The organism is Spirosoma litoris (assembly GCF_054776755.1).
Genome location: NZ_BAAHBI010000057.1, coordinates 71607 through 98068, shown reverse-complemented (window position 1 = coordinate 98068; position 26462 = coordinate 71607). Strand labels below are relative to the sequence as shown.

Here is a 26462-nt window from a genome sequence, read left to right as displayed (position 1 = left end):
GCCAAATCATGAAAAACAAATTTGTTTACTTTATCGTCATGGCGACTGGCCTTCTGCTGGGAAGCTGCATGAGTGATGATCTTGGCTTGCAGACCCAGACTCCATTTAGCGTGTCGACTACCAACACGCCCGCGCTGGTGCAAGCAAAAGATACCGTTGAATTTCGCTTACTTATCAATCCCAGCCCTTATCTCTCGGCAACTTCCTACCGGGTCAGTTTTCAGAACACCGACTCAAGCCTCCCCGTAGCGGTTAAAATAGGCAGACAGTTGGCTGCTCAGGGCGAGTGGCTCTCAATAAATGATCTGTCTCCCTGGATTGCTGTTCGTTGTGATTCGGTTGGCCAGCCCAAGCTTTTATTTTACGTTAAAAATCAGTCGGGTGATTTACAAACTGTCGAAGTTAGTTATACCTCTGCCAAGTAAACCATTTACAATAAAAAAGCCGCAGGATCGATCCTGCGGCTTTTTTGTGGACTCAGGCCTTACATAGACGGCTTGCTTTGGTGCTTGATCAAATGAGATGGCAGATCCAGCAAATATTGAACCTGGCCCTGCAGCTGGGTAAGTACCAGCAGTAGAAACTGTAAATCCCCCAGTTCCCAGCTGGTTTCCTCCCGAACGCGAACCAACAGTAACTGGGTGATGAGCGGCTCATCGATTGGTAAGCTTTTAATCATACCGGGAGGCATCGCCTGGAGCTGCTTCCAGATATACGCCCGGCAGTCCGCCAGTAGTAAAACCACGGCGAGTTCGTCCTCCATGTGTAAGCCCCGCAAGAGATCAATAACATTATTGAAGGTAAAAGGTCGTCGCCCGCCGCGTTTATTGTAATAGGAGGCCTGGGAATCAGCCCAAAAAGGCTGTACATGGGAAAACCGTTTTCCTTGCAGCTTCACTAGTAACAGTTGCTGGATTGCCTGATATTGTTCGAGAAGGGCTTCGAGAGAAAGTTGCATGGTAAAAAAAAGCCGGGCCATTCCTGGCCTGGCCGTGTAAAAACTTTATACCCGACTTGCGGGCAATTCGATTACGTTGTCAATAGGGCAGCGGTTTGTCCGGTCTGCCGGCGCGGTTATCCGGCTAGGCTTGACTCAACCACCTTAGGCCGAGGTTTTGCCTGGGACGCAGGTTGATTATATGAATTTGGCAGTACGTTCTGATCCCGTAAATCGTCCCCGGACCCAACCTGAATCGTACGGCGACGAACGACGACTTTACGCACGGGGGCCTCCAGCGAAGGCAGAGTAGGCTTCAAGGCTCCCCCGATAAACTTCGCGATAAGGGCGATTAGATACGTGCCAACCAGAAATCCAACCAAAAAAATGACAAACATGGCCATTGTAATAACAACGGGCACATCTTCCGTTATTAATAAGCGAAAGGTACTGTCTATTAAAGAATTCTCAAAATTTCAACGCGTTATTTTGCCCCTAGCGCTCCGCAACTCTTCCCAGTAGTCTCTCTAGGATTTAGCGAGCGATCGTATCGCTAGTCCCCACCAAATAGCTTTGGCCACAAAGATTACAGAGGTTCTAATCCATTGATTACCGATGGCTGTTAATCGACGTCCGATAGTGAAAAGTTTAGTTATAGTTGATTCCAGAAGTCTAATTTCATTTCTGGTGAATGTGCTTTTACAGGCTGCACAGTCAAATAGTAACTATCACCAGTGGAACCCCCAGGCTCTTTTGGCTGCATGGTCCAACTTATTGTAAATTCGTCTTTATACCTCAGAATATCGCCTTTCAATCGTTGTGTCTCAAAGTTGCCTTCATCTGGTAATAGGCCACATTCATAATAATCTGTTGCAATACTTCTGGCGAAATCCTCAGCCATTGTCCGGTTAGAGAATAACAGGTATTTAGTCCCCTCTGACCAATCATTGCGATCAAAGCGCTCAAGAATTAATAAATAGGTCGCATCCATGGTAATTAAGTCCGTAATCATTTAAATTCCTCGCTTAGCGTCGTTACCTCTCCGGCTGATCAGCCAAATAACAGCCCTTATTAGTCGGGATTGGCAGGTAACGCGTTAAGCGCGTTAAGCCATGGTTTCAAGTCCGTCGCTTGCAACAACTGGTGAAGATACCGGGTCTGTCCTGGGGGGACAGTTTGGAGCAGGGCCGCAAGCAGGTTTTCCGCTAACTGAGTCAGGACCGACTCGGCTTGGGGCAGCCAGCCTTGCCGTTGCTCATACGCCTGGAACACAGCAATCAGATACGCCACTTCATTAGCCGCCTGATGCTGACCGTCCGTCTGATGCGCCAAGGCGGTCCGCCGAAGCGGTGCCAGGCTAATATAACCAAGTGGGCCTAAGGCTACGAGCTGACCAGCCGTTACGGGTAAATGCGTATAGATGCACCGCAAAGGCCAATTCCCGACGGGGGCTGTTACAAGAGGAAAGGTTGGCGGTATCGTATTCATAACTTGCGATTACTCATTGATAAATATACCAAATTCATTCTATACAGATGTCAGTACCCGTAGAAAGCTTCGGTGTAAAACTTGAGAAGATTGTCCGTGATGGTTTCAACCGGTAGTTGTCCGATCCAGACGAGTGTTATACGTATATAGGTATACGTTAGCGCCGTTTTATGTTTCCAGTGGTCATTCTCCGTTCGTTTCCCATTAGACCCGCATCCAGCCCAGACGTGGATGACATCAAAACGACTAGCCCTCTCAGAAGGTCTGCCGTAGGTAAGGAAGGCCACTAAACGGAGAGTCACAATCTGGCCATTTTTTACGGGGGATAAAGGGTTAGTTATGAGGGGAGGGAAAAGGTTGATAAACCCTCTTCCCTCCCCAGTAAGAATTATTTTCAGCCACTATTCTTTAGAGAACTGCGTGGTTCAACTGGTGAAAAAGGCTTCCATCCAGGTCGTAGCGTTGATTTATGGTTAAGGATGTTGGCTGATGAAATAACGCGTGATTCAGCCCATTATACAATAGCCACAAATTTGGCTTGGCGGCTAATCGACCAACCTCCACGTCCATTCGTTCAAGGGCAAGTTGCACCAGTTTCTTTGGCACCTTCACTCCTTTCAGGTAGCTCTCCGCCCGCTGCCGCTTGATCGTATGTTCAGCCAGCCGGGTATACATCTGAGCCGTCAGGGAATCCTGAGCGGAAACGAATTCATTAAACATTCCGCTGAGCGTCTTTTCGAAATCGGCTTCGGTAAATCCGGTATGACGGATTCGGCTGTAAGCCAGTGTTGTTTCTTGCCCCACCTCGACGTGTTCGGTCGTTTCGATACGCGCCGGTTCAAAAATTGTTTTCGTTTCCCGAACATTGGTATGACGAGTTGGCTGCCCCTCGGCAAGCCATTGAACGTACTCGTCTAAGCTCATAAACTCGTCCGCCCATCCCATCAATCCATTTCCACAGACCAGTCGGTAATAACTGATGCGCATGCGCGGGGCAATTTCGGTTGTGTCAATACTACGTTGCGTTGAGAGAACTTTCCCCTGAATGGTAAATGGGCTCTTACCCGAATACGAATTGGTGATAATAATCGCTTTCTGCAATGTATCGGGCGTTGTCGAGGGCTGACCGCCCGGCCGCTTGGGGGAAACTACCTCAAACCGTTCTTCAGGCAAGGTTAAGGTCAGCGAAAACTCACCCTGGTCCGAATACGAGGCTTGCAGGGTATGCCGTCCCAGAACCCGACCGGCTACATCGCGAATTAACTGATTTGGGAAGAGGGAATAATTATTACCCTGTAAGCCAAAAATTACTGGCTTGGTGGCCTGGGGCGGCCTGCCAACAATAAACTTTTGCCGATCCCGAGCGACGGACTCGTAACCCGGCATGAGGGCTGAAAACTCCTGTAACTGAACGGGAAATGCGATCTGATTCCAATCTTCGGTTTGGGAAAGTCCCTTTGCTTTTGCCATGATCGTCAGTAATAAGGGGTTTGTAATTGAGAATTTTGCTTATCTAAAGATAACCATGGGCGCATTGCCAACCCATATAATTAACAGTTAACTAATTGATTATCTGTAGTTTTCTTCCCTGTTATGCCTCTTTTTGGGCGTATACAAACTCAAGCCATGCGATCGTTTCAGCCAATGATTTTGTCCAAAATTTTGTACAAACGCTGCTGGCAAGTCAAACTTTTCGTAGCTGCCTTAGGCAGATGTGGCCCAGTAATACAGCCTGAAAAAGTGAAGTAAAACGTTCAGGGCCTTCGCCCTGTGGCTTACTCAGCGAGTATTAGTCCCTGCTGTAATGCCCATTGTTGGACCCAATGCTGAAGCTTCGTTCGATCATCGTCCAGAAGTGGTTCAAAATCCCGGCCGACTTCCTCAAGCAGACGGTCTATAGCAAGCGGTCTGCTAGCCGTTCCGCCAAACAGCTCATCCATGACGGGACGTAATTCGGCCAAGATCTGTTCGATTGACGACTGCGAAAATGTAAGCGGTAAAGGAAATAATTCAGCCCATTGCAGCGGGGGGATTCCTGAAATCAAAAATTCACGATATGGCGGTGTCAGGAACGGAAAAGCGTCCTGCATTAAATCACCCAGACGGGCTTTCCTTCGCCCTTCTTCAAACTGTTCTAGGGTACAGGGCACGACGTGCTTACCGACTTCCTTAGTAAGCATGTTGATGCGCTGAACCGTAATTCCTTCCAGGCAGGGCCAATACGTTCCTTCGGGCAAAAAGCCGGGTCGAATACCAATTGATGTCGTCTCCATAATTGACTAATGGTTTGTCGTAATGACTTCATGTATCGGGTCAAACGTTAGGGCTAATACGCTGGGCAATTCAATAAGAACGATAAATTATGGTCCGATTTATTCGGCTTAAATTTTGGATAACTAGTTGATTATTAACCCTGTACTAAGATACTCATTTGACTTTTCAATTAGGAAATAGGCCAGTATAGTTGCCGTATGTCCCTGTGCCCTTCTCCCCTGTTATGGCCCCTGCGGGATGAAGTAGTGAAGTGAGGTGAAACCAGTTTACCCAGACCGGCCCTTAGAGCTGGTTTGGGTATTGACTCAAAAAAAGTAGGTCGCTCCTATCCCGATCCCGCTCCCGCTCAACAGATTCACGGATACCCACACATGCCGTAATTCGGCTGAGACCTGGACACCATACAGTAATACGGGCTTGAGTTTACCCGCTTGCAGAAGCTGCGCGTAGCGAATGGGCTGGTTATCCGCAATGGTCACTTCCTGATAGAGGGAAGCTCCGGCCAGGCCACCGATGAAAATATGGGGTCGGGCGACAAATCCGATCCCGGCTAATAGGGAGGGGTTAGCTTTGTACTGGCCCTGCGCCCCTACGTACAGTTCGTTCTTTCGGCGGCCAGCGAGCAGTGTTACATAGCCGCCCCATTTGGTTTTAGCGGTGGCATTAACGAACAGGGTACCATTCGTTTGCACAGCCAGACCAAGACCAACTTTGCCAACTGCCTTTTTTGTGAGGCAGCTATCCGGCTTATTAATGCGCTCGACGGCATCGAAGAATGCTTTTAAACCCATTGACTGCGTATTCATGCCCAGCGCGTACGGATTCAAGTAAGAACTCTTAACCCCTGACGGCTTAGCCAGTGTGGTAGCCGGTGTGGCCTGCCCATAACAAGTAGGGCAAAACAGCAGGGTAGCAATCCAGTACAATAAGAATGTGGCAAATACCAGACCCATTCCTTTCAAAAAATTTACGACCTGCGAGCGTTGGGGTTCTACAAGTTTAAACATGGTTTTTGGGGCGGTACGCCGCCGCGTTTGTGCCTACCGGCGATGGATGATTTATTTGACCTTACTAAAGATACCACCCCTACACCTTAAATTGCTGTTTAACAGATAGTTATGTCACAAGCTATCCGTCGCCCTTTTCCCTGTTATGATCCCCCCGTAGGGGGTTAGGGGGGCCACACTATCGAATCCAATGTCACCGCAGGTGATGAGAAGGTGAAGTGATATGCGGTGGTATTTAGCCTTGTTGCCTACAGCTTTCCGATTTCATGTCTCAAAAAAAAACGGTTCGTGTGTGGGACACGAACCGTTCATACTACGTCAGCTTTTTTTGTTCAAGACGAATACTCATCATCAACAAATTCTTCTTCTGACTCCTGGCTAACCGATTTTTTATCCAGAACTTTTACCCGTGCATTCTTTATTTTAATGCTGGCGACTGGCTTACCTTCTTTATCCGTGTAGGCTTCCGCCGTTACTTTGCCTTCTACCAGCATCAGTCGACCCTTGCTATAGGTTTCCGTGCGATCACCTTTGACTACGCATTCTACCCAGATGGTTTTAGAAACCAGCTCCTGCGTATCTTTTGTCTTGTAGCTGTCATCCAGCCCGACAGATATTGCCGTTAATGGCTGACTCTGCGCGTCATTAAAAACCCTTGTTGATCCAACGTGACCAATACCTACGAATTTGTTCAACCCGAACATTGACATGGCTTTACCGGTTTGTGCCTGATTAGGCGATGATTAACTGATTTAACACTATAAAGATAACCCCTATTTATTTTAGCTATTAGTCTGAATGTCAGTAACTTAATCACCAACAAAACACTTGCTTCCCTGTTATATGCCGCCCCTTCCGGTGGTTTTAATTTCACTTATCGGTAAGATGGCGTCTATGCCGCTTTACGGTGGTTTTGCCCTCAACGCTATAGGCTATATCACTGAGTTAACATCTTTATTTTCCGTCAGTTATTTCCTGACATAAAGATAAATAATTCGATAAGAGAAGTTCATAAAGTTCTTTTTGTTTTTTTTTCGGTCAATCCAACTGATATGATGTTATCTTGTAATTACTGCTACCAATCCTTGTTCAAATGTCGCTTGTTAGCCAACTAGACTTATTTGCACAACAGCCACAACTCATTCGGTATGAATTGTCAGGCACAAATCATAGCCGGTTTACCGCCGATGATGCTGACCGGCCCGATCAAGAATCGGGTCAGATAGACTTACGAAATGATCGGGGTGATGTATTGATTTCTTTACCTAGCCGGCGTAATCGATCCGTATCGGAACAGGCGCGTCGTCGCTTACTACTGGAGACGGCCTTTTCTCAAGGCCGGGTGCTGGCAGGCCTGCAGCTGCCTGGGCTCAGATTGGTCCACGTTCACTTGGTTGGCAACAGGCGTATGGATTTAACGTGTGCCACATTGCCTAAGGCACTTGTCACGGCGGGTCGTTTATGGGCTGATCTGCGGGGATCGACGCTGACGGATCTGGTGGCATCTCAGGCCGATTGGCACGGCAGCCAGCTGGCTGACTGTCAGTTAACGGGGGTTAGGGTTACGGGGTCTAATTTCCAATCGGTCAGCTTTCGTAGATCAACCCTGGATAAAGCCCATTTTCTGGATTGTCAACTACAAATGAGCGATTTATCCTGGTGCCAGTTACGCCATGCCAGTTTAAAAGGGTCTGATCTTTCGGGCTGTGACCTGCGATATGCTGATCTTACCGGTTGCGATATCCGGGGGACATACCTGCGGGGAATTTCTATTTCGGTCGCGGTACTGGAGAAGGCAAATATAAAACCGATACGTCAGCGTGTACAGCACCTGGTTTTGGCTTATCCAGGGCTAAAACCAGTATGGGTTACGGCTCTTGAGGCGGGTCACTGGCAGGCCGGATCGGCCGAGCGCTTAAGCGATTTTCTATCCCGGTGCCTTGGCTACCGGGTTGGTGCGGGCTGGCAAAATGTACACGGCAGTACCGAATGGATTATCTGGCAATTTCTGCGCTCGATTCAAACCGGTGAGCGGCCCTATACTCATCCCCTGGCTAACCTGCTCTATAAATGGGTCTCGCTTTAGTGGCCGGCCCGTATGGTTCACTTACTTAACGATGAGGGGGTGAAGTTGTCATGACCAACAAAACAGGGCAAACGCACAGCGATTGCCCTGGTCTACCCCTCCCCTTTTCAACCATTCCTCTACAACCGAAGGTAAAACCCGGTTTCCCGTTCAATTACCTCTATTACCTCCTCCCCATAAACCCGGTCCATCCGAACGGTTCTTGCCGGATCGCTATGTGATTTGACAAAGTCAAGCGTATACAGATCCAAACCGGGTCGGTAAAACATATTTATGGCTACACACTTAGCTCCTGACCCCATTAACCAGGATAGTAGATACTGCTGATTACTGAATCGGATGTGGGTTGCCCCCATCATAATAAATCCCATGTTTGTAATCAGTGAATGCATCTCCATGATTTCAGGACTTGCTAATTTCAAATTTGCCGTTACATCAGTGGCTTGCGCAGTGTTCATCGTTTTAAGCTCATTTACCGAATTGATCTTATATAAAAATACACCTTTGCGGCCCCGTCTCTCCAGGTAACAACGAATTGATGAACTGCTTACGGCTGATTTATCCCCTGTTATACTGAGCCAGCATATGGCTCTGAATAAGTGAAGTGTATGATCTGCCCCTTGATCGCACAAGGGCGCAATAGGGCAGTTTTAGTTTTCTAGCATTCGTTACGAGACCAGGTAAAAAATAGCCGTCATGGGATTGATTATTAACCAGACATTTCCATTACAGGTACCCGACCAGTACTGATGCACCCATCCCTTATAAAAGCCCTCCTGGTGCTTCAGGGTAATGGTGTAGTCGTATTCTTTAGTTGACCAATCGATCGTGTGTTCAGCCTGAAGCTTGATGGCCCGTTTTAAGGTATCCAGATGAAAGCTCCGCATTTCAGGCGGCAGTATGGTTTCCAGTTCCAGCGTCTTAAAGTTTAATTCTGTCAGCAGATTTGGTTGACTAGCCAGTACGTCATAAACACCACCAAACTGATGGCTCTTTTGCTCGAAACCCGCTTTAAGCATGGGTAAATTTGCTTCCTTATAGCCACGATATAAGTTTTCCCACAAATGAGGATGACGCTGCTCAACGAAAGCCTGACGGTATAATAGAAATTGAAGAAAGTTATGATGCGCCTGGGTTGCATCCGTAACGGGGGGGTAACCTGAATTCATAGCCGAGGGAGATTTATTAAGGCACAAAAATTAGTTAACTTGCTGATTTACTGATAGTAATATAACTATTTTTTGCCGATTTGCCAATAAAGCAGGCTCGCGTTTCTCTTCATTTTCTCCCCCGTTATTTATGTACACAAACAAAAAAGAGGGCCGTGGCCCCCTTCTGTTGATTATCCAAATTTTTACATTGTTAGGTATGACTGGGTTCAACCTGCGTGGTGGAAGTCTCTGACAAGTCCTCAGCAGATGATTCATCCGAATGGGGATGGGTATAGGAATCATTGAGCAGGTCTTCCCGGCCATCGGGTTCGGTGTCGACTGGGTTGGGGTTGTGAATTAAGTCAGTCGCTTCCAAATTTGATTCCTGCTCAGAAAATGCGCGGGCGGCTTTATTTGTTTTGTTCGATTGGGGCCGAACAACTAGCCAGTAGTACCCGCCAGCCCCAGCTAGGACCAATAAAAGCATTGAAGGTAACCAGGTGCTGCTGGTAGGAGCGGGTTGTTCTTTTATAGAAGCCACCTTTGGCGTCTTGTCTGTGCTTTGCTGGATCTTCGAGCGTTGGTTGGCCAGCGCTGATTCAACCGCTAAGCTATCCTGTATCGCTTTGCGGGGAAAGATTTCGTCCGTCAGAATGTAAAGCTTACTGGCGTACAGACGAGCGTCCTGGGGCTGACCGTTAATCTGGAGAAGGCCAAAGCGAACAAAACGAACCTGAGTATAAAAATCCATCTTTGACACCACTTCGCTGAGTGAAGCGATGGGAAGATCCATGAGTCCCCGCATGGTTATCGAATCTTGTCGGGTGAGTTGAATCTGATCCGAAAACCGTAATACAGACGGTGAACTGATCATGGTTCGTCGGGCCGAGTCCGATAGGTCAAAAGAGGCCGATGAGGCCCCGATGGGCATCCGTAACTTGAGCTTTTGGGCATCCAATTCACGCTGAACCGCATCAGGCGTTGTTGCCTGAACAGTGGGGGTGGGTGTTGCAATCGAGGGTGCGGCCGGGGGTGTTGGCTGCCTGGCCATCAGTGGGCTAGCCAACCCAATAAGCAGGAATACGTTTCTGATCATGAGTTAAACGCAAGCTTTTAGTTGTTTTTTTTCGGTCATTTCACTTCACACAAATATAGACGAATATCTCACATGCACTAGTAAGCTCTTGGGTACCGGATTTGTATTTAGCAAACTATTTTTTTTTCGGTCACTCGCTTTTTTCAATCTCGGTATTAATGAAAAGGTGAAGTAAAAACCATCCCGCCGGCCTGCGGGCACTCCCATTATTCTTCGTCATCAGGCAACGAGCGTTGGTCAAGAATGTAGTCGGCTGCGGCCTGCGCTTTAGAAGCGGCCTTCACGATGATCGTTCGATCGCTGGACAACAGTTTGCTGTAGTGGTCGATATAAGCCGCTGCATTTTCCAGCAAATCGTCACGCTCACTAAAATCAACGCCCAAAGCATTCAATAAAAATGACGTACCTAATTCAGCAATCAGTTCTTCAAATGCGTAAGCCAATGCATTCGGCTCGCGGTTTGCAACATAGGCGGCTATAGACTCCCGGTTTAACCGCTTGGGGTGACCCGTAGCGTGAACAAGTTCATGGAACATCGTTTTGTAATAATTTTCGGGTGTCCTGAACTCGCTGATGGTTGGTATGACAATGGAATCTTTGCGGGGTAGATAGCAAGGAGTGCCGGGGCACGTATGGGAAATCTGAATACCGTCCTGGCTCATCCGGTCGACAATCTCCTGCAATTCATTGATTTGCAGTTGTCGGTTGGTTTCAACCAGCGCGTCCAAATCTGGCAGTTTGAAATCAATACCGTCTGTCTGGTCAATATTCCAGATGTAGTAAAACCGGAATAACGGCGCTGCGCTTTTTCCTTCGGCTAATAAGGCTGCTTTCTTGTCTTCGCTGGGGAATTTCCAGAACGTAACAATATGCCCTTTTTCGCCCTTTCTGACTCGTCCGCCCAGTTGGTTAATTTGCTTTAGGGTTAAGTAATACGGTTTCTCGTACGGAAGCAGAGCCAGCAGCAACATATTGATGGACGTATAAGGCCGTTTCGAGCAGTAATTTTGCGGAAAACCATACCCATTCTTCTTGTACTGAGCTTTCCAGGGGATGACTCCTTTTTCTAATTGAGTAATAATTGTTTGGGTGATTTTATCATATAAAAAAGCCATCTTCCCGCCCTTTTTATCCTCCGTGGCGGTCAACGAAGTAGGTGAGACATAATTTTGAGTGCGTTTTCCTACATTGGATTTTTTGGCCGTTTTTTTTGATAGCGTTGTCATGATAAAGGGGTTTTTGCTCTTTGTTTGTAGCCTAAATTTACCCCCTAAACCCCTCTAATACCCTGATAATGAACGGCTGATAGATTTACTATGAGTTACCTTTTTCCCTGTTATAAAAAAATGAATCTAGTGAGGTTTTTCTTAACCCTGGCCGCGTAATTTTTGTAGCTGGCACTTTTCTGATTCACTAATAGACATAAAAATAGCAGACACCGTAAGATGTCTGCCAGGATACTTGATACATTCCGACTTACTACCTTTTCGCCCCGATTAAGTCCCAGAATTCCTGGATCGTCAGGGTGTCGGAATACTGCTCATCAATCGCACGATCATCACCCCGGAGCGTTTGCCAGCTTTCGGAAAGACCTTCACGAATTAGAAAAGAACCCCGTAGGTTAATCATAATCTCACCAGGTAAGGCCTGAAAGATCTTTTCACTCAACGCTTCACTGAGTGCCTGGCGCGAACCCGCTGGTGCGACATCCATAGCCGTCTCACCCGTTTCCTCATCGCCCAGATCTACTAATGATTCCTCTCCTAGATCGCTGCCCGTTGCCGTTTTGGTTTCCTCTGCTAACCCCGTTGCATCGTTCATCGCCTGACGCGTATGCTCCAGGGCAGCATCGGAAAAATCGTCGTTGGAATCAGGATTTTTGCCAAAGGCATTTTTTGCTGGTGCCCGGTCCTTAGGGGCCTTTTTGTTGAGTGGAACCCCTCCTTTCTCGGCAGTTTTTTTAATGCGGCTGGCCGTAATCGGCTTGCCGTCTTGCTGGCTCTGGGCTACAGTCTTCTTCCAAATACTGGTTCGTTGATCTTCCGGCAGCTGAGCCAGCGCAGCCGCGTGAGATTCGGTAGTAGGCAAGGGAATGGGCGTGTTTTTCCCGTTTGGTTGTTCACCTCCTTGTTGACCCGTTTCTTCATCCTCCTCCTCGGGTGCTGACCACACGTAGCTTGTAGGGCCCGTAGATTGCGTAGCCGTTTCCGCTTCTCCTGGTTCGGCAGAATTTGTGTCATCACGGGACTCTTCCGTGTAGGCAACGTCCTCGGGTTGTTTCGCCGTTGAGGGTGCGGGCTTTGTTCGACGTACTTTCCCGGTAGGAACGGCCTGGTAGCCCTGGGTCGACGAATCATCCGTTGCTTCAACCGGATCAGATTTGATTTCTTCCGCAATCTGATTAACAACTTTAGCCGCTTCAATAAGTTGATAGCCTCGATTTCGGTTGAGACTGAACCGTTCCAGCATATACTGTTCGATGGTCAGGTGAGTAGCCCGGTACAGTTTATTTTCCTGAATTTCGATCAACGCCCGGCCGACTTCCAGAAAGGTATTCATGCCCTTATCAATCGTTGCCTCTAGCGTGACCAGTCGGGCGGCTTCGGCCGCCGACAAAGTTGAGAGGGTTTTGACCGAGCTGGAACCAAACCGGCGCGTCGGCGCTGGTACATCGTTGACCACCACCTCGGGCTCTGGTTCTGGCGTTAACGCGCTGCTGAGAACACCGCCTACCTGTTGCGAAAAATCTTTTGTTTTCTTAGCCATAATTGACACTTATTTGGCGGTAGTAAGAACGGCTAGCAGCTCATCCACTAACTGATTAAAATCCTCAGCTCCGTTACTGCCCGGATCATAATCAAATATGGATTTATGATCGGCTGCGCTTTCCATCAGGCCAATGCTCTGCCGGATGGCTGCGGTAAAGACAGGCAATTTACTGTCAACCAAGGCTTTCTTGATTTCAGAACCAAACTTCGTACGTTCCCCAAACCGATTTTTAAGAATGCCTGCCAGTTCAAGCGATCGGTTAAAATCTTTCTTGATGCGGGTCGCCTGCTTGATAATCTGGGCCAGTCCCTGGAAGGCAAAATTTTCACCCTGCAGCGGAACAATGTAGTAATGGGCAGCACATAAGGCATTCCGGGTAAGGATACCCAGGTTAGGCGGGCAATCAATCACGACGAAGTCATAAAATGCGTCCGGTGCTTTTTCGACCTCTTCCTCGATCAAATTCCGTAGGGCGAAAAATTCCGCGTCGTTACTTAAAATGGCGTCGGAACGCTGCAGATCCAGACTAGCGGGCAGAAAGCCAAAGGGATGGCCATGTGTCTTAGTCATCTCGATTACGTCTTCCCACTGCGCATCCCCCGTCAGCAAATCACCGACATGCTTGGATTTAGAGGGCAGGCCTACGGCCATGGTCAGGTTATGCTGAGGGTCCAAATCTACCATCAGCACTGAGTGACCGCGCCGGTTTATACCGGCCGCCAGGTTAAAGGTTATCGTTGTTTTGCCCGTGCCGCCTTTGTTATTGAATACGGCAAGAATAATTGGTTTTGACATGGTAATAAGTAACGGGGAAGAAATGCGTCAACAAAAAAACTAAGGAATATCTACATTCAGCGAAAATGGACCAACTTGTTTCAACCGGCCGGTAGAAGCGGTCGGTACAACCGGGCGTATCGGACCAAAATTTTATACATTTCCAGCCGGTAAAGACACGACAGTTGGTTCATATACATGGTCAGGCTGTGCTATCGGAGGTGGATTAAGTAAACTCGCGTGTGGTAAAGTTGCCGGTTCCTTGGGCCGGTTCTGGGCAAATTGCCGGGCATGATCAAGGGAAAAGTCGGGCAGTAAGTTCAGGTAGGTGAACTGTTTGGCCTTATCGCTTGATTTACCACGTTTAATGCTGAGGACAAAGGGTACCATACACAAACTTCCCAGCAATTGCTTCCAGGTGTCTACCATGTTAGTGACCTGGGGAATGGTGGATTGAGCGCCATGCGTCATGATCTGCCAATACCCTACCAGGGGAAAGTCCCGAATCATAAAACGCAGGGATAAGGTCGGCTTCCAAACGATGTGCTTGGCCTTATCGGGCGCAAGTCCCTTCTGTAGATGCGCTTCGGTCCGTAAGGCAATATCCGGAACCTGTTGCAACGTGACCAGTTTGGTATAGCCTGGACTTCCGTCTTTAGGTCGGAAATAAAACGTTTGTCCGTCCGAATAGGCGTATAAATCACCTTTCCGATCCCTGATTTCCAGCCGTACATTACAGCTAGCTTCCTCCGCATCATTGTAAAAACAAATTGGTAACTGGCGGGGCTCCGGTCCATACAGTTGCGTGAATAAATCCTGAGCCCGGCCACGGGGCACAAAGTAATCCGTGGCGGTTGGGTAGACTTTCCCACCCTCCGTCTGCGCGAGCTTTCCCAAGCCAATTCGTCCTATTTCAGGAATAGCTTCCTGCGGAATGCCACCAGTAGACACGGGTTGCATTGTCGATATAATCCGCATAGTTCAATGTAGGTAGACAGGGTAAATCATTTCAATATGGCTTAAATATAAAGCAATATGTATTTTTTTTTTCGGTCATTGCAACATAAAGTTAAGGAATTTCTCTTCAATTTTTGATTTAATGTGCTGATTTTCATTCTGTAAGCTACGCTGCTGTCCACGACCATAATGATCCATTTTAAGCAAAATTGTCCGCTACTATGGGTAGTTAACACGTTTAGGGTACGTCTGCCAGCGACGCCAATAAACCGATTTCTCCGATAGGTCCGGATTCGGCCCGCGACGGTGGCGCGGTGTATTATCGGTTACCTTGATAAGCGCATCCCGTGGCGGGGCAGGAAGCTAGGGGCTGCTGACAAATCGCATCGATTGTCAGACCCAGTTGTGCACCGGCATTGTCAAAGCATTTCAAGCCCATATTGATACGGGGTTTGCCTCCAATAAAGCATTTTCTTTAACGTCCTTCGTAGCGGTCATGGAGCTTCAGAAACCCCTTGAAATGCGCAGCGAAATCGGGTTGATCGCTGTAAACCCAGTCCCCACTAGCCATAAGGTGTTTTTTCTCATGACCAACTGGCCGTAGATGGGGGACGTATTCATCGCCTAACGCACTTGGTTCAAGGTAAACAGCGGGGCATCGCTCCGAGACAAATGCATTCCCGGTGATGCCTTCACCGACAATGATGACGCTATCGACGTGACCCAGCAAATGGCGCTCATTGGGTCCATAATGACGATAGATTTGAGCACGGATGCCATTTTGTTTTTGAAGAGCGGGGGTAAGAACAGTCTGCATAGCGGAGTAGTGGCTGATTTTCTATACCCTAAAGATCGTCAGAACAGGCCATTGCCTGGGGGTTAAGGGAAACTCGTTATTACCCGCGCAATGTCCCCTTTCCCCTGTTATAATGGGCGTAGCCTTCTCCCCGACCATCACCACGGATGATTAGTCATGCCCTTTGTCCTTTGAGTAGGTGAAGTGAAGCAGGCATGACCGTTTGAAGCCGGTCATCAACTGAATAGCTATCCCAGAAACCCTTTACTGTTACTCCACAGATAAACCCATTCAAAGACGTCATTTTCCTGCGGATCATTCACCTCAATAGTAAACTTATCCAGTACCAGTTCTCCCAGGCCCGTTAAGTTTACGTCCTCATCCTGGTTAGGATTGTAATTGCCCGATAATGTTTGGTCAATTTGATACAGTTCATTCAGGAACTGGTAAACGGCTTGCTGGATCAGGGACTTCGTCTCCATAACAGGGCGTAAGGGTTTAGTGCTGAATCGGCACTGGTTTATAACTTTCTTTTAGGCACTACCCGTCAGTAGGTATTACCTGAATAAGTGAGAAGGTAAGTTTTTAGGTGGTACCAGTTTTTTTCTATTCTTACGCCAGCGGGTGAAAAAAGCCGTATTATTTTTAAAAAACCAGAGCTGAATTTGAATAAACTCACGGGCAAACTTCCTCGACACCTTATTATCCGACAGTAACTTTTTGTAAATCGGCTCATTCGCCTTAACCCGCTCGGCATTGGTGTTAATCCGGTGATGAATTAATAGACGGTACTTTTCTCGCACTTGAAGAGGCTGTTTATAACTACCAAAGCTTAAGTCTTCAAACGGTATATTGCTCATAACGATCAGGTGTTTACCTTCCTAAAAATACGATTTATGGTGGGGGCAGTTGATTACAATAGGGGGTAGCTGCGGCTGATAGGCAAGTTTTATTCCCCTGTTTTAATATTGCCTGAATTCGTGAAGTGAGGTAGCCAAGTCTCTATCAGGTTAGTCAATACTTAGAGACAACACAATGACCATGAGAAAAACGGTATTCTCGCAACTGTTCGATACTCCAGTGACCATATTTCTCCAGTGCCTTCTTGAGGTACTGTGGTAGAGCGAGTTTCCCTTTTACGCCATGGTTGACTTTGGACTGAGCGAATTTAGCCAGCTTAGCTGTTTCGCGCTCTACCCACTGTTGCCAGCGATCCGGATGGGCTCTGTACAAATAAACGATCTCGACTTCGTTCTGAAAGGGACAGAACATACAATTACTTGGGTATGGAACCGGATATCCGTACCCGGCAATGATGCGTTGGCAGGCGGCCCGGTCGTGGCCCAGTTCCAGGAGCGGATAGCGATGCTCAACGCACAGTTTCCGCCATTTTGGGATATAGGCGGGACCGGTGTCGCCATCTTGAAACAGAACGTATTCATCCGGCTCGGCTGGCGTTTTGGGGCCTGGATTAGCGACCCGGCTTTCCTCCCCGGCTGCAAAACCGATCCAGCTGACCAGTTTACCGAAATAATGGCGGTACTGGTAAAAAACGGAAGGGTCATTGCCACGATAGCCGTAATGATCTCGTAGCCACTGCGCCAGAAATCGATAGCTGACTTTAATCTTCAGATTATCGGTGCAGGATTTAGCAAAGGTTACGCCCATAATGTTGTTATTGCGCTCCATCTGATCCGTAAGGCTCTGCCAGGTTGCCCCGTGAAAGCCCATGTCCGGCGTCACGAACGTAAAATCAATCCCAACCGTTGGACACCATTGTTTTAGCCACGAAACGTACTCTTCTGTTTCCTGATATTCATTGCCGGTGTCAGTCATTAAGGCACAGAAATTAGATTTACCCAAAAACGTTTCCCGAAAACCTATATCATGCTGGCACAACATCAGTAACGCTACGGAGTCCTGACCACCCCCTACAAAGAGGACACGAGTCGGTAGATGAGGGTCAAATAGTCCAGCCATCATACGTGTTTGGGGTTATATATGAGGAGCGTAAACGGTTTACCGGGTTTGTCAACATTCAGTAAGTGCCCTGCCCAAAGCAGTTATTTTCGCGGCTGTCATACGGATGGGCAGAAGCACTGGCTTGGAGAAAGTGCAAAATTCAACTGGTCATCATTCAAGCGAACGGGTAAGATTATACGTTAAGAAAAAACTGACATCTGCTGCGCCGTTTGATCCGTGTCCGTCGCCGTCCTGAGGACCATGAATACGTAGGGATCGGGTTTATCAAATGCCAGGGTGCCTTTCACGGGCATAAGCTCCAACTCAACAAGGCCCGAAATTGACACCCGCCAGCCCTGCCGAGCACCCTGCTCCTGGTCACTGACTTTACCCTTATCTCCACCCTTGCGTAAATACTGACCCAGTGGGTTACTCCCCACTTTCATCGGGCTACAACGCGGAAATTGACAGTTGATGTAGTTGATTCGATTGGTGAGCCGTTCAATGAACACGTTCGGCTCGTCGGTCAACTGATTACAATAGGCTGGCATGACATCCAAAATCGCCTTTTGGAGTTTATTGGCGGGACTGCCCGCGTGGGACTTACGAATAAAAAATTGAGTATCCATGACCGTAGGAGAGTTACCGGGGCGGTGGCGTATGTTGGCTTACTTAAAAATACGGCTTTTATAGGACTCAATTCCCCATAAGGCTACTTTAATAGGCTATCAATCAGTCTACTGATAAGCCTTTTCCCCTGTTATGGTCATTGAACATACCGGCTTGAGAAGGTGAAGTAAAGTAAACAGGGTAAAGCCATCCCGGTTAGGCGATGGGCAAAGGAGCGGTGCGACCCGTTTCCAGATTAAGGAAACACCCCCGGTGGGGTGTCATCGCTTTACGAAACAGGGTCCAAAGTAGGGAACAGCCATGATTGGCCAGTGTTGAATTAATAAATAACTCCTGCTTTTGCAACGCTTCGGCCAGTGAACAGCTGGGCGTATTATCGGACTGGTCAGCTTCGAAAAGTAACTGGTCAAATTCGTCCGTAATAATGGGAAGCTGGCCAACAGCAACATACTCCTGCGTAGGGGGTTGTTCAATTTCGCCAACAGTCGATAAAATGACCTGACCGATTTGTTGACTGTTCCCGTAATCAAGCCAGTAATAGGGTCTGTCGCGGTCATGTTTGGCCTGTACCCTTAGTTCCTGTAATATCAGCGCGATTTCCCGCCGTGCCGATACGGTATCTACGCACGTAATGAACAGATTGGCCGATGCGTGCTGGCGCGAATTTCCCCGAAGGCGGCTGATACAGTAGGGGGTTGGAACCGCTTTCCAGTTGGTGCCAAAAAAACCGTTGACCCGGTTAATTAAGGCAACTGCTTTGTTGAGTTTCAATTCAGAATGGGCAAATAACTGTCTACCCAGGTTCGCTTGGCTGACGGTATCACCGTCCCATAACCGAACCTGCAAACCGGGATGGCCTAATTCGGTAAAGGCGTGGTTCATTCTGGCCAGCAAGGTCAACACCTGCGAGCCGGTCCCCCCGGCCCCGATTAAATTAACCGTCAGAGGATTGGTCGGATTCAGCAGGTATGAAGCGGTAAAATGAACACTTGGTCGCGCCTGATCGGGCGAATCCACGCGGGGTCTAATTGTTTCCATCTGTATAACCAGTAAGCTGTTTTAACGTGAAGGGGCTGGTAACGAGTACGTCAAGGGGAAAATCTGTATGCTGATCAATCAGTCGTTGCCATAGTTGAATAATGTTACCCTGAACAGGCTGATGTTCATCGAACAGGTGTGAGAAGTACGAATTGAAATAGCTTTCTTCCCATGCCGCCATAAATTCGTTGAGCGTGGACGACTGACGAATACCGACACTGACAGTTCCCATGCAGACCCCTCCCTGCTTGTTGGTATTGAAAAAGGGAGCATAATACAAGGGGGTATCTATCGTCGGTTTCTCGGCACTCAGCAGGGCAAACAGAAATAAATAATTCTTGGAAGCCAACCATACCAACGGGGGTAGAGGGGCCATCCCGTTCGGTATAGTTAATGACTCGATGAAATATAAGTTACGCTGTTGCGGGGGGGTGTACCACATTACCCGGCCTTGATCGACATCCAGATAAAGTACGTTTTCGGGCAATAGCCCGTTGAGTCGTAAAAAACCTTTTTTCTTTTCTTTTTCCACCGTCAGGATTTTGGCTAACTGCCTTGACTCTTGTTCGGTTAAGGGATGGAAATTAATGGGATGACCAGAAACCGGGTCAACGTCGAAGGCTTGCACATGCCCATGATGACTATTGCTCGCCTGTCGATAGACCAGCAGTCCCTGCGTCGGCAGATACGACTTCCCGTAATTTGCGGTTATGTTGTTCATCAGCAAGGTTTTTTAGTAGGTCGGCTAACTCATCAAGGCTGGTATAGAATACCTCCTCAAAGGCTAAACAAAGCGGTGGTTTGGCGCAAGGCCGGTCAAACAACTGATACGCCAATGGTTCTTCAACGTACCCGCCCCCGTTAAAATCGCAGTCCAACGATTCCAGTATGTTATCATGGACCCAATCCCCCCATTGCCATAAAAAACCAATTCGTTGGTCGGGGTCAATTGAATAATCATCGTCGGAATGGGCCAATCCCCGCTCATAGCTTCGGTAGTAGGCGCGGTCAGGGTACTGACGATATAAACTCAAAAATGAGCCACTAATCCGGTGTAATGCTTCTTCCCATTCATCGGTAGGCCGGAAGGATTGGTGCCGCGTTTCAAACGCATCCAGATGCCGCTGGTTCCAACCTATGTACCGTTGTAGGATAGAACCGCCCAGTCGGGTATTGGTTAACAGCGTCTCAAAATCAGCCAGCTGGTTTTCCTCGTCGTCCTCCCGCATGGATTCAGCCATCATATTACATTGGTAATAGACAAAGCTACTCTCGTCCGAAAAGAAGGCCACACCTGCCACCGTATGCAGATACGATACCAACGAACATAACAGGGCCGAAGCCGACAACCTGCTTTTTCCCTTGAGCGTCTGGTAAAGGGGTTCCAGCGGTATATAATACGAGCTAAAGCCCGTTTCATAGACCTTGTAAACGGCAAGGGTTGATCGGAGGGTATCATCGTCCTCGATGATGGCCAGCGATGCATTGGGGTCTGCCGCTTGCAGGGCAGCTTCGGCCTGTGAAAACGCAAGGAAAACATTATGCGGATAAACGCTGGTATTTTCCATTGCCGTTACGTCAAAACCAAACCCATACGCTTGAGATAAAAACAACAGGGATTGAAAGAACTCAGCTTCGATAATCGCCTGATCGTGGAGTTCGGCCAGTTCCTCAACAACTGGCTCGAAACGGTATCTTAAAAAACCATTGGTAGCTGACTCAGCGGTAAAGAGCGTCGTTTCTGAACGACGCTGTGAGCCGCGTCGGGGAGTGAGTTGAGGGTGAGCAGAAACGCGGCTATTGCCGAGGAGCGTTGCCATTGATTGGAATACTGATAGTCCGTTGAAATAACTCTGGCGGGTTTGCCCATGATCGCTACTGATTAACCTTTCGTACCCATAACGCTATCAAAACGGTACTCGATGCGGTCGTTTCTGACTTGCCCCTCACTTACTTTTGCAGTCGTTAACAGGGGATAACTGTTGGCATAAAAATTCAGTACGGCTTGGGGGCTTAAGGAACGTTCAGGGTCAGCCAGTTCAACAGGCTGGCCTTTGTCCTGAATAATAAATACCCGTTTATAGGTTGTGGCGATCAGGTTCATACGAGTTGTTTATGCATTAATTGATTCAAATAGGGTAGGGGCACTGAACTTCTGAACTAATTCTTCCCGCTTTTTGGTGATGGCTTCCTGTTGGTTGGGGAATAGGGTCAGGTCGGGCAGTTTTGCACACGCTTCGCGGTATTTTCCGGCTTCTTCCAGTTCAGCCACTTTGACCATGAGGCCATCATAGGTTTTTTTCTGTTCCTCAGCTTCTTTTCTCTGTTTGTTTTCAACCGCTTTTGCCATTGCCGACTGCTCACTGGCCAGCGCAACACTTTTGAGATGGTCCTCCATACTGACCAGCAATTGGGAAGTCTGCTGATACGGCTCTGTAATCTTTCTGAAAAAAGCTTCATCAATGGCTTCTGGAAGTCCATTGAACAACAAGGGCTTTATTAGCTGTTGGGCCTTATCTCCGCATTGCTCGTTGGTCAGCAGAACGCTAACAATGAGTTTTTCACCTACGGTTTGACAGACGATTCTTAAATCGCCCTGTAAGCCAAGCTGGTGGACTTTTTGAAAAAACTCCATACGCTTTTCAGGAAATGAATTGTGTGTTGTTTACTGGTCTAAAGATAGCCATTCAGCCGGGTATGGGGTGGGGTAACGAGTATTGGTTATAGGGATGGGGAAAGCCCTTTTCCCTGTTATGTTTAGCTTATTACAGGTTAGCCTGCCTGGGTTCAGGAGTCGACCCCAGCGCAGTCAACACAGATGAGTAGGTGAAGTAAAGTAGAGATAGCCGACTCGCCCGCTGTGTGCGCTGCGATCGGTATACGACCATCGAAGGAAGGCGCTTCGGTGGTTAGGGCTGAAAAATCCGGATGCGCCGGATCGATCAGAAAATTGTCGTCCCGTAGGGCCTATTCCAGCCCAGAACCGCCGTTCCGGGAACCTCCGTTCCGGGTCAGGTCGTAAATAGAAACCGAGTAAAACGAATGTGACAGGCTACCCATTAAGCCAAACGAAACACGCACACCATCCACCGTTCCGGTAGAGTCAGAATAAAATATTGTAAACTCATTGAGCTTCACCGGCTGGCCTTCTACCCGTTGGTAGTGAATCAACCGGCACAGGGCGTTATTCATATCATTGGTTAAGCTACGCCCTCCCTGATCCAAATCAATTAGAAAAAGCGTCTTGGCTTTAAGGTCGATTTGAAACTGCACGTCTGATTGCGGGTAGCCTAAAATCTGGTATTTGGGGAGCGTGTGTTTGGGTAGCTGACCGTTATGACCATTTTCCATATCAGTAGACGTTTGCTGGTTTACGACTTAAAAATAGCGTTCGATACGGAAATAGACTGGCTTAGGACCCAAACTGTAGGGCAACATAAGCGCGCCTTCTCCCCTGTTATGGCCTGGCCCTAGGCGTAATAAAAAAGGTGAAGTGACTCTTTTATTAGCGAACGCCTACCTATATACGTAGCCTTATCAGGTAACTAATCTGGCGTACTCAACCGCTAAATCGTCCATTAGCTGAGGAAGTCGTTTACCCAAATCCGGGTAATCGGGCCGTTGAAATACATCGTTGAAAAATTCTTCACACCCCTCCAGGGCTGCCCCGGTCAGGCCTTTACTGATTAACCGTTGTTTAGCCTGCCCAAACAACGTTTCCATCCGCTGGCTATACAACCCATACAGGATGGAATGAAACAGGTTTTTTGCGTCCGTCAGGGCGGCATGCTCGAGCCGGTAATGCAGGCGGATGGCTGGGCTGGCGGTCGCATAATGGGTCCCATTTTGCTTGAACCATTCTTCTGCCTGCTTTCGGGGCTCCAGCAGTGTATGGACGTATTCATCATACAGACATGGCCACAGTTCCAGCACCTCACTTAGCGTCCGCTCCTGCCAGTCCTCATCACTGCCAATGCGTTCGATCAGACTGCCCACATCCGGCAAGGGCGTAACGCGCAGCGGTTGTAGAGCGACGTCTGCAGGAGAACTAAAGAGGTCCAGTTGCCTACTTGCCATGGCGGCGTTTATTTTAAGCTATAAAATTTCACCCGCTTATCGGCGTGTTGGTCGATCAGCCGCTGCTCAGTGGCTTTACGATCGCGTTTATCGCACCAAAGTTGCGCGTACGAAGTCCGGTCCACCTCGATGGGAATACGGTACTCTAAACGCCCCCCGGCCAGTTTGATCCGGCGAATATGGAGGGTTGGGGGCCGCTTGCTTTTGCGGACGGGCGGCACCTGAATCTGGCGAAGGCAGGGAGCAGTTGAGGCGTTTTCCATGTACTAAAGATACGCCCGTCAGCCCTGGGTATGGTCGCTAGTTGATACGGCTTGCAAAGCTGTGTTGCCTTTTTTTCCCCGTTATCCTGGATGAGGAGGTGAAGTGATACAGGCAGGGCGAATAGGTTCGTTAATGACGACTGTGGAGCGTTTTACCCTTTTCCGGTTCCCAAAGACGTCCCAGTCTTAGGCTATTTTCACGGACATCGTTCAGGTTTTTTGCCCGTGTCTTTTTTTTGTCGCCTGCTCCGGCTACGTCTGGCCTGACCCAAGTCCACAGCCACTGGCTTTTTCGTTTTTCGAAGCGATTTCTGACGTAATAATTCTGCGTACCGCAGTTGAATAGATTCCTCAGTCGTGTAGGGCATGTCGGCCCATCCATACAGCTGCGCGATGTGCTGTCGCACCACAGCCAGTACCTTTGCATCGTCCAGTCCGATCATCTCGGTTGGCCAGCCTTTGGTAAAGCGGATTCGTTTCGGCAGCCTTTGTTGTAAGGCGGTCCTCTCCTGCGCTCGATACCTGGCTTGTTGGTGGCCCATTTGCTGTTCAGCTGATAGAAGCTCTGGTGCCAGGCTTGCCAGCCAGGTAGAACCCTGAAAGGAGAAACCCGATGCATTTTCAAGATCGATCAGCTGACGGTACGCTGCGTGATTGTGGAGGGCCTTAAGCGCCCCGCGTAAATCGGACTGACTAGACATAATGCAAAAGGTACACGAAACCCGGCTGCAACCGAAGTGTCGATAGGCTTGGTGAATGGGCAAATTCCCTACCTTGTGCGCGTCCCAAACCTGAGCCAGCGTCCAGTCAACCAGGGGATTCCAGGAAATACCGCTTGTATTCTTTTTCTTACGCAACAGGGCCGGCTGGGGCTGCTGGACGGGAGTACGCTGCCGGTCCTTGCTTTCGGCCCGGCGAACGCCGGTTACCGAAATGATTACCTGATTGGGAAACAGTTCGGTTAGTCGCTGGCAGATAATGGCTGTTTTCAACTCGCTCGTGCAGAACCGCATTGATGGGGTCGACCAGGGCAGGATTAGCGACACGCAGGAGAGGTTTTTATAGCGTTCCACATTAGACTGCCAACGTTGTTGCCAACGCTCGATCATGCCTCCCTGCCGGCGTTGTACGGTAATTAACGGAATGCCTAGCTGATGGGCCACCCGTTGACAAATACGGGCGGAGTCCTCCCATTCAATCTGTCCCAGGTCTGCATGAACCAGGACGCGCGGCCCCCGGTGACCGATCCGGTTCAGGTAAGCCATTACTGCCCAGGCACAGGCCGATGAATCTTTTCCGCCACTAATGCCAATGGCAACCGGGGCCTGCTGAGCAAGTAGGCGATTGACTTCGTCATCAATGGCCAGGCCAAAACCCTCGTCCGTTGAAAGGACGGACATTTCAGGTGAAGCAAAAAGAGAAAGCTGGCTCATATAAGGATTTGGTTTACCTTCTTTGCTGTCCGGCATGACCTACCGGAGGTCTGGGATTGATTGCGTTGCAGCATACTTTGTAACACGGGTAACAGCGTGTATACCCGGCTTTGGGCAATGGGTAAACGCACACCACCCACTAACTCAACTTCAAACAAAGGCCGTTTCTGAGAGCGGGTTTGCTGGTGTATCTGAAGCAGGTATTCCGGATTGATAACGTATTGTTTATGAATCCGCAGAAAGCTGGGATAATACTGAGCCACTAGGGCAAGCGGGCCCCGTCGAAGATCCCGGTATCCCGATAAAAGATGGGTCCAGGTATAATTCTGTTCGCCTGACAAATAACATACCTGTCGAGCCAATGAGAAGGGTCGATGATTCATGACGGGGAAGAATTAATAAACAGGTTAACGAGCCACCCCACGACTAAAGAGCGCTTAGGGGCAAGGCGTCCCTTAGTAAGCTTGTCTGACGGCTCTCTCTAAAGTCCGCCAATCAACTTGGCTTTTTGAATTCAAGAATCAGTTCTCCATCCTGCCAGAGTTCGGTATTATTCCTGTACACTTCTCTTGACCATTCCACGAAATGTCTGGCGTCTGACTGGAATTTGAACGTAGCGAATGGTTCGGTTTGACCCTTGATGCGAACTTCACATCTAAAGGGATTTTCTTTTTGCTTGGCCATAGCATCCGGGGACAGTTCACTGTTTCTTCTTTCCTAAAGATACAGCTCTCCAGGGTGAGCAATGACCAAAACGTACTTGCTGCGCGTATCGTCGGGGCCGCCCTTTCCCCTGTTATACCGGCGTTTACGCCGTCTTTTTTACAAGTCAACTTTTATCCTTTATTTTAATCAGTCAATCGCCTTTAGCGATCTGTATGGATCAGATTTTACGCTCATGACTCTTTTCTTCTGCTGCATTGGTCTTATCGCACTGGTGTCAGTCCTTACGGTGCTGGCCTTAATTTTACTGAGTAGGTTACGCCGTGAGCAGCAGCGTCGTGTGCAGTTGCACCAGCAGGTATGCCGTCAACAACATCGGCTTCAGGTTGATCAGGATGTGATCCGGCAGTTGAATCACCGAAGTGGGGTTTCGCATGAGCAGGTGCAGCGGTGGATCGATGGCCTAACCGAAAGCGAATTTTACGCCACCTTCTAGTGGGAAGATTTGGTTGATGAGTCAGGTGAAGTTATCGCCTTGTATGGCCAGGGAAATCTCCCCTTACGCCGACTGGATCGCAGCCGGATGGCCAGTCAGCAAGGTATCGACCTGTTAAGTCATTCCTTTACTCGTCGGCAACGCATTTACTACCAAATGCGCCGGCATATCCTGTCCACTGACGAAGGCCCTTGGCTTAGCTAGTTCACACATTAATCGACACGGCATCATTCCAATTTAAGTCCAAGGTGAGGTAAACTTTCATCATTCGAATAAAGCAGAAGTGTATCAGCATGACAGGGGTTAGGCTTCCCTTCCTTTGATAAAAGGGCGCAAAAGCAGGCTAAATTTTTTCCTTTCAGTAATCCCAGGTTACCACGCATCCAAACAAACCGCTGGCGAATGGCTTCGCTAACAAAAGACTCATCGCTCGGTATACCATAGGGATCAGCCAGGAGCTGAGCGAACCGGTCAACGACCAGTTGCTGGGCTAGTTGGCGAATTTGTTCCGGGTCAACGATTCCTGCTTTAGTGGTGCTGCTACATTTGACTGGACATTAAGTTA

At 48.6% G+C, this 26462-nt stretch carries 37 protein-coding genes; 4 read left to right on the top strand and 33 right to left on the bottom strand.

Features of this window, described 5'->3' with window-relative positions:
- The first annotated feature begins 8 nt into the window (after positions 1-8).
- On the top strand, positions 9-425 hold the full coding sequence (locus tag ACYVGR_RS29980; protein ID WP_460963658.1) for a TraQ conjugal transfer family protein: 417 nt from the start codon (positions 9-11) through the stop codon (positions 423-425).
- 59 nt (positions 426-484) lie between these two features.
- Here the strand turns inward: ACYVGR_RS29980 and ACYVGR_RS29975 are convergent, their stop codons facing one another.
- The 9 genes from ACYVGR_RS29975 to ACYVGR_RS29935 all read right to left on the bottom strand — a co-directional run bounded on the left by ACYVGR_RS29975 (position 485) and on the right by ACYVGR_RS29935 (position 6416).
- A complete protein-coding gene (locus tag ACYVGR_RS29975; RefSeq protein WP_157816036.1) occupies positions 485-958 on the bottom strand; it encodes a hypothetical protein in 474 nt (157 codons plus the stop codon).
- A 116-nt stretch (positions 959-1074) separates the two neighbouring features.
- Complete coding sequence (locus ACYVGR_RS29970) at positions 1075-1335, bottom strand: hypothetical protein (RefSeq protein WP_460963657.1); 261 nt, start codon at positions 1333-1335, stop codon at positions 1075-1077.
- Between the two features lie 254 nt (positions 1336-1589).
- The gene (locus ACYVGR_RS29965) at positions 1590-1928 is read right to left on the bottom strand and encodes a hypothetical protein (protein WP_460963656.1); all 339 of its coding nucleotides are present in this window, start codon (positions 1926-1928) and stop codon (positions 1590-1592) included.
- Between the two features lie 80 nt (positions 1929-2008).
- The gene (locus tag ACYVGR_RS29960; RefSeq protein WP_460963655.1) at positions 2009-2425 is read right to left on the bottom strand and encodes a hypothetical protein; all 417 of its coding nucleotides are present in this window, start codon (positions 2423-2425) and stop codon (positions 2009-2011) included.
- Positions 2426-2475: 50 nt separating this feature from the next.
- Positions 2476-2727: a hypothetical protein gene (locus ACYVGR_RS29955; protein ID WP_460963654.1), complete on the bottom strand. Its 252-nt coding sequence runs from the start codon at positions 2725-2727 to the stop codon at positions 2476-2478.
- Between the two features lie 106 nt (positions 2728-2833).
- Positions 2834-3895, bottom strand: a complete 1062-nt coding sequence (locus ACYVGR_RS29950) for a hypothetical protein (RefSeq protein WP_460963653.1) — start codon at positions 3893-3895, stop codon at positions 2834-2836.
- Between the two features lie 305 nt (positions 3896-4200).
- The gene (locus ACYVGR_RS29945; RefSeq protein ID WP_460963652.1) at positions 4201-4698 is read right to left on the bottom strand and encodes a hypothetical protein; all 498 of its coding nucleotides are present in this window, start codon (positions 4696-4698) and stop codon (positions 4201-4203) included.
- 306 nt (positions 4699-5004) lie between these two features.
- The gene (locus ACYVGR_RS29940) at positions 5005-5706 is read right to left on the bottom strand and encodes a hypothetical protein (RefSeq protein WP_460963651.1); all 702 of its coding nucleotides are present in this window, start codon (positions 5704-5706) and stop codon (positions 5005-5007) included.
- Positions 5707-6038: 332 nt separating this feature from the next.
- Complete coding sequence (locus ACYVGR_RS29935) at positions 6039-6416, bottom strand: single-stranded DNA-binding protein (RefSeq protein WP_460963650.1); 378 nt, start codon at positions 6414-6416, stop codon at positions 6039-6041.
- Positions 6417-6799: 383 nt separating this feature from the next.
- Here ACYVGR_RS29935 and ACYVGR_RS29930 point away from each other — a divergent pair, with 383 nt between their 5' ends.
- The gene (locus ACYVGR_RS29930; protein WP_460963649.1) at positions 6800-7792 is read left to right on the top strand and encodes a pentapeptide repeat-containing protein; all 993 of its coding nucleotides are present in this window, start codon (positions 6800-6802) and stop codon (positions 7790-7792) included.
- A 119-nt stretch (positions 7793-7911) separates the two neighbouring features.
- On the opposite strand, the gene ACYVGR_RS29925 is transcribed toward ACYVGR_RS29930, so the two are convergent.
- The 23 genes from ACYVGR_RS29925 to ACYVGR_RS29815 all read right to left on the bottom strand — a co-directional run bounded on the left by ACYVGR_RS29925 (position 7912) and on the right by ACYVGR_RS29815 (position 25121).
- The gene (locus tag ACYVGR_RS29925) at positions 7912-8250 is read right to left on the bottom strand and encodes a hypothetical protein (protein ID WP_460963648.1); all 339 of its coding nucleotides are present in this window, start codon (positions 8248-8250) and stop codon (positions 7912-7914) included.
- A gap of 210 nt (positions 8251-8460) precedes the next feature.
- Positions 8461-8961 (bottom strand): hypothetical protein, encoded by a 501-nt coding sequence (locus ACYVGR_RS29920; RefSeq protein ID WP_460963647.1) that lies wholly within the window; start codon positions 8959-8961, stop codon positions 8461-8463.
- A gap of 193 nt (positions 8962-9154) precedes the next feature.
- Positions 9155-10039 (bottom strand): hypothetical protein, encoded by an 885-nt coding sequence (locus ACYVGR_RS29915; RefSeq protein ID WP_460963646.1) that lies wholly within the window; start codon positions 10037-10039, stop codon positions 9155-9157.
- A 206-nt stretch (positions 10040-10245) separates the two neighbouring features.
- Positions 10246-11265, bottom strand: coding sequence for an ArdC family protein (locus tag ACYVGR_RS29910; protein ID WP_460963645.1), 1020 nt, complete (start codon positions 11263-11265; stop codon positions 10246-10248).
- Between the two features lie 253 nt (positions 11266-11518).
- The gene (locus ACYVGR_RS29905; RefSeq protein ID WP_460963644.1) at positions 11519-12805 is read right to left on the bottom strand and encodes a hypothetical protein; all 1287 of its coding nucleotides are present in this window, start codon (positions 12803-12805) and stop codon (positions 11519-11521) included.
- A 9-nt stretch (positions 12806-12814) separates the two neighbouring features.
- Positions 12815-13603 carry a ParA family protein gene (locus ACYVGR_RS29900; RefSeq protein WP_460963643.1) on the bottom strand — a complete coding sequence of 263 codons (789 nt, stop codon included), beginning with the start codon at positions 13601-13603 and terminating at the stop codon, positions 12815-12817.
- 132 nt (positions 13604-13735) lie between these two features.
- On the bottom strand, positions 13736-14560 hold the full coding sequence (locus ACYVGR_RS29895) for a recombination directionality factor (protein WP_460963642.1): 825 nt from the start codon (positions 14558-14560) through the stop codon (positions 13736-13738).
- Between the two features lie 454 nt (positions 14561-15014).
- Positions 15015-15356 carry a hypothetical protein gene (locus tag ACYVGR_RS29890; protein WP_460963641.1) on the bottom strand — a complete coding sequence of 114 codons (342 nt, stop codon included), beginning with the start codon at positions 15354-15356 and terminating at the stop codon, positions 15015-15017.
- A gap of 227 nt (positions 15357-15583) precedes the next feature.
- Positions 15584-15817: a hypothetical protein gene (locus ACYVGR_RS29885; protein ID WP_460963640.1), complete on the bottom strand. Its 234-nt coding sequence runs from the start codon at positions 15815-15817 to the stop codon at positions 15584-15586.
- Between the two features lie 75 nt (positions 15818-15892).
- The gene (locus ACYVGR_RS29880) at positions 15893-16195 is read right to left on the bottom strand and encodes a hypothetical protein (protein ID WP_460963639.1); all 303 of its coding nucleotides are present in this window, start codon (positions 16193-16195) and stop codon (positions 15893-15895) included.
- 154 nt (positions 16196-16349) lie between these two features.
- Positions 16350-17318, bottom strand: a complete 969-nt coding sequence (locus ACYVGR_RS29875) for an adenine nucleotide alpha hydrolase family protein (RefSeq protein ID WP_460963638.1) — start codon at positions 17316-17318, stop codon at positions 16350-16352.
- 179 nt (positions 17319-17497) lie between these two features.
- Positions 17498-17926, bottom strand: coding sequence for a hypothetical protein (locus ACYVGR_RS29870; RefSeq protein WP_460963637.1), 429 nt, complete (start codon positions 17924-17926; stop codon positions 17498-17500).
- Between the two features lie 196 nt (positions 17927-18122).
- Entirely contained in the window at positions 18123-18965 is an 843-nt protein-coding gene (locus ACYVGR_RS29865; protein ID WP_460963636.1) for a PRTRC system ThiF family protein, read from the bottom strand.
- Positions 18952-19686: a PRTRC system protein B gene (locus ACYVGR_RS29860; protein WP_460963635.1), complete on the bottom strand. Its 735-nt coding sequence runs from the start codon at positions 19684-19686 to the stop codon at positions 18952-18954. The genes ACYVGR_RS29865 and ACYVGR_RS29860 overlap by 14 nt, the downstream gene beginning before the upstream one ends.
- Positions 19607-20785: a hypothetical protein gene (locus ACYVGR_RS29855; protein ID WP_460963634.1), complete on the bottom strand. Its 1179-nt coding sequence runs from the start codon at positions 20783-20785 to the stop codon at positions 19607-19609. Before ACYVGR_RS29855 ends, ACYVGR_RS29860 begins: the two co-directional genes overlap by 80 nt.
- 62 nt (positions 20786-20847) lie before the next feature.
- Entirely contained in the window at positions 20848-21069 is a 222-nt protein-coding gene (locus tag ACYVGR_RS29850; RefSeq protein WP_100990059.1) for a PRTRC system protein C, read from the bottom strand.
- A 9-nt stretch (positions 21070-21078) separates the two neighbouring features.
- Positions 21079-21600 (bottom strand): prtrc system protein e, encoded by a 522-nt coding sequence (locus ACYVGR_RS29845; protein WP_460963633.1) that lies wholly within the window; start codon positions 21598-21600, stop codon positions 21079-21081.
- A 130-nt stretch (positions 21601-21730) separates the two neighbouring features.
- Positions 21731-21853, bottom strand: a complete 123-nt coding sequence (locus ACYVGR_RS29840; protein ID WP_460963632.1) for a hypothetical protein — start codon at positions 21851-21853, stop codon at positions 21731-21733.
- Positions 21854-21932: 79 nt separating this feature from the next.
- A complete protein-coding gene (locus ACYVGR_RS29835; RefSeq protein WP_460963631.1) occupies positions 21933-22316 on the bottom strand; it encodes a hypothetical protein in 384 nt (127 codons plus the stop codon).
- Positions 22317-22502: 186 nt separating this feature from the next.
- The gene (locus ACYVGR_RS29830) at positions 22503-23042 is read right to left on the bottom strand and encodes a hypothetical protein (protein ID WP_460963630.1); all 540 of its coding nucleotides are present in this window, start codon (positions 23040-23042) and stop codon (positions 22503-22505) included.
- A gap of 8 nt (positions 23043-23050) precedes the next feature.
- Positions 23051-23305 (bottom strand): hypothetical protein, encoded by a 255-nt coding sequence (locus ACYVGR_RS29825; protein WP_460963629.1) that lies wholly within the window; start codon positions 23303-23305, stop codon positions 23051-23053.
- 197 nt (positions 23306-23502) lie between these two features.
- The gene (locus ACYVGR_RS29820) at positions 23503-24705 is read right to left on the bottom strand and encodes a phosphoadenosine phosphosulfate reductase domain-containing protein (RefSeq protein ID WP_460963628.1); all 1203 of its coding nucleotides are present in this window, start codon (positions 24703-24705) and stop codon (positions 23503-23505) included.
- Between the two features lie 29 nt (positions 24706-24734).
- Positions 24735-25121, bottom strand: coding sequence for a LytTR family transcriptional regulator DNA-binding domain-containing protein (locus tag ACYVGR_RS29815; protein ID WP_460963627.1), 387 nt, complete (start codon positions 25119-25121; stop codon positions 24735-24737).
- A gap of 362 nt (positions 25122-25483) precedes the next feature.
- Here ACYVGR_RS29815 and ACYVGR_RS29810 point away from each other — a divergent pair, with 362 nt between their 5' ends.
- Both ACYVGR_RS29810 and ACYVGR_RS29805 read left to right on the top strand, forming a co-directional pair.
- A complete protein-coding gene (locus tag ACYVGR_RS29810; RefSeq protein ID WP_460963626.1) occupies positions 25484-25897 on the top strand; it encodes a hypothetical protein in 414 nt (137 codons plus the stop codon).
- Positions 25898-25906: 9 nt separating this feature from the next.
- Complete coding sequence (locus ACYVGR_RS29805) at positions 25907-26101, top strand: hypothetical protein (protein WP_460963625.1); 195 nt, start codon at positions 25907-25909, stop codon at positions 26099-26101.
- Between the two features lie 23 nt (positions 26102-26124).
- Here the strand turns inward: ACYVGR_RS29805 and ACYVGR_RS29800 are convergent, their stop codons facing one another.
- Positions 26125-26379, bottom strand: coding sequence for a DUF4326 domain-containing protein (locus ACYVGR_RS29800; RefSeq protein ID WP_460963791.1), 255 nt, complete (start codon positions 26377-26379; stop codon positions 26125-26127).
- Positions 26380-26462: the final 83 nt, after the last annotated feature.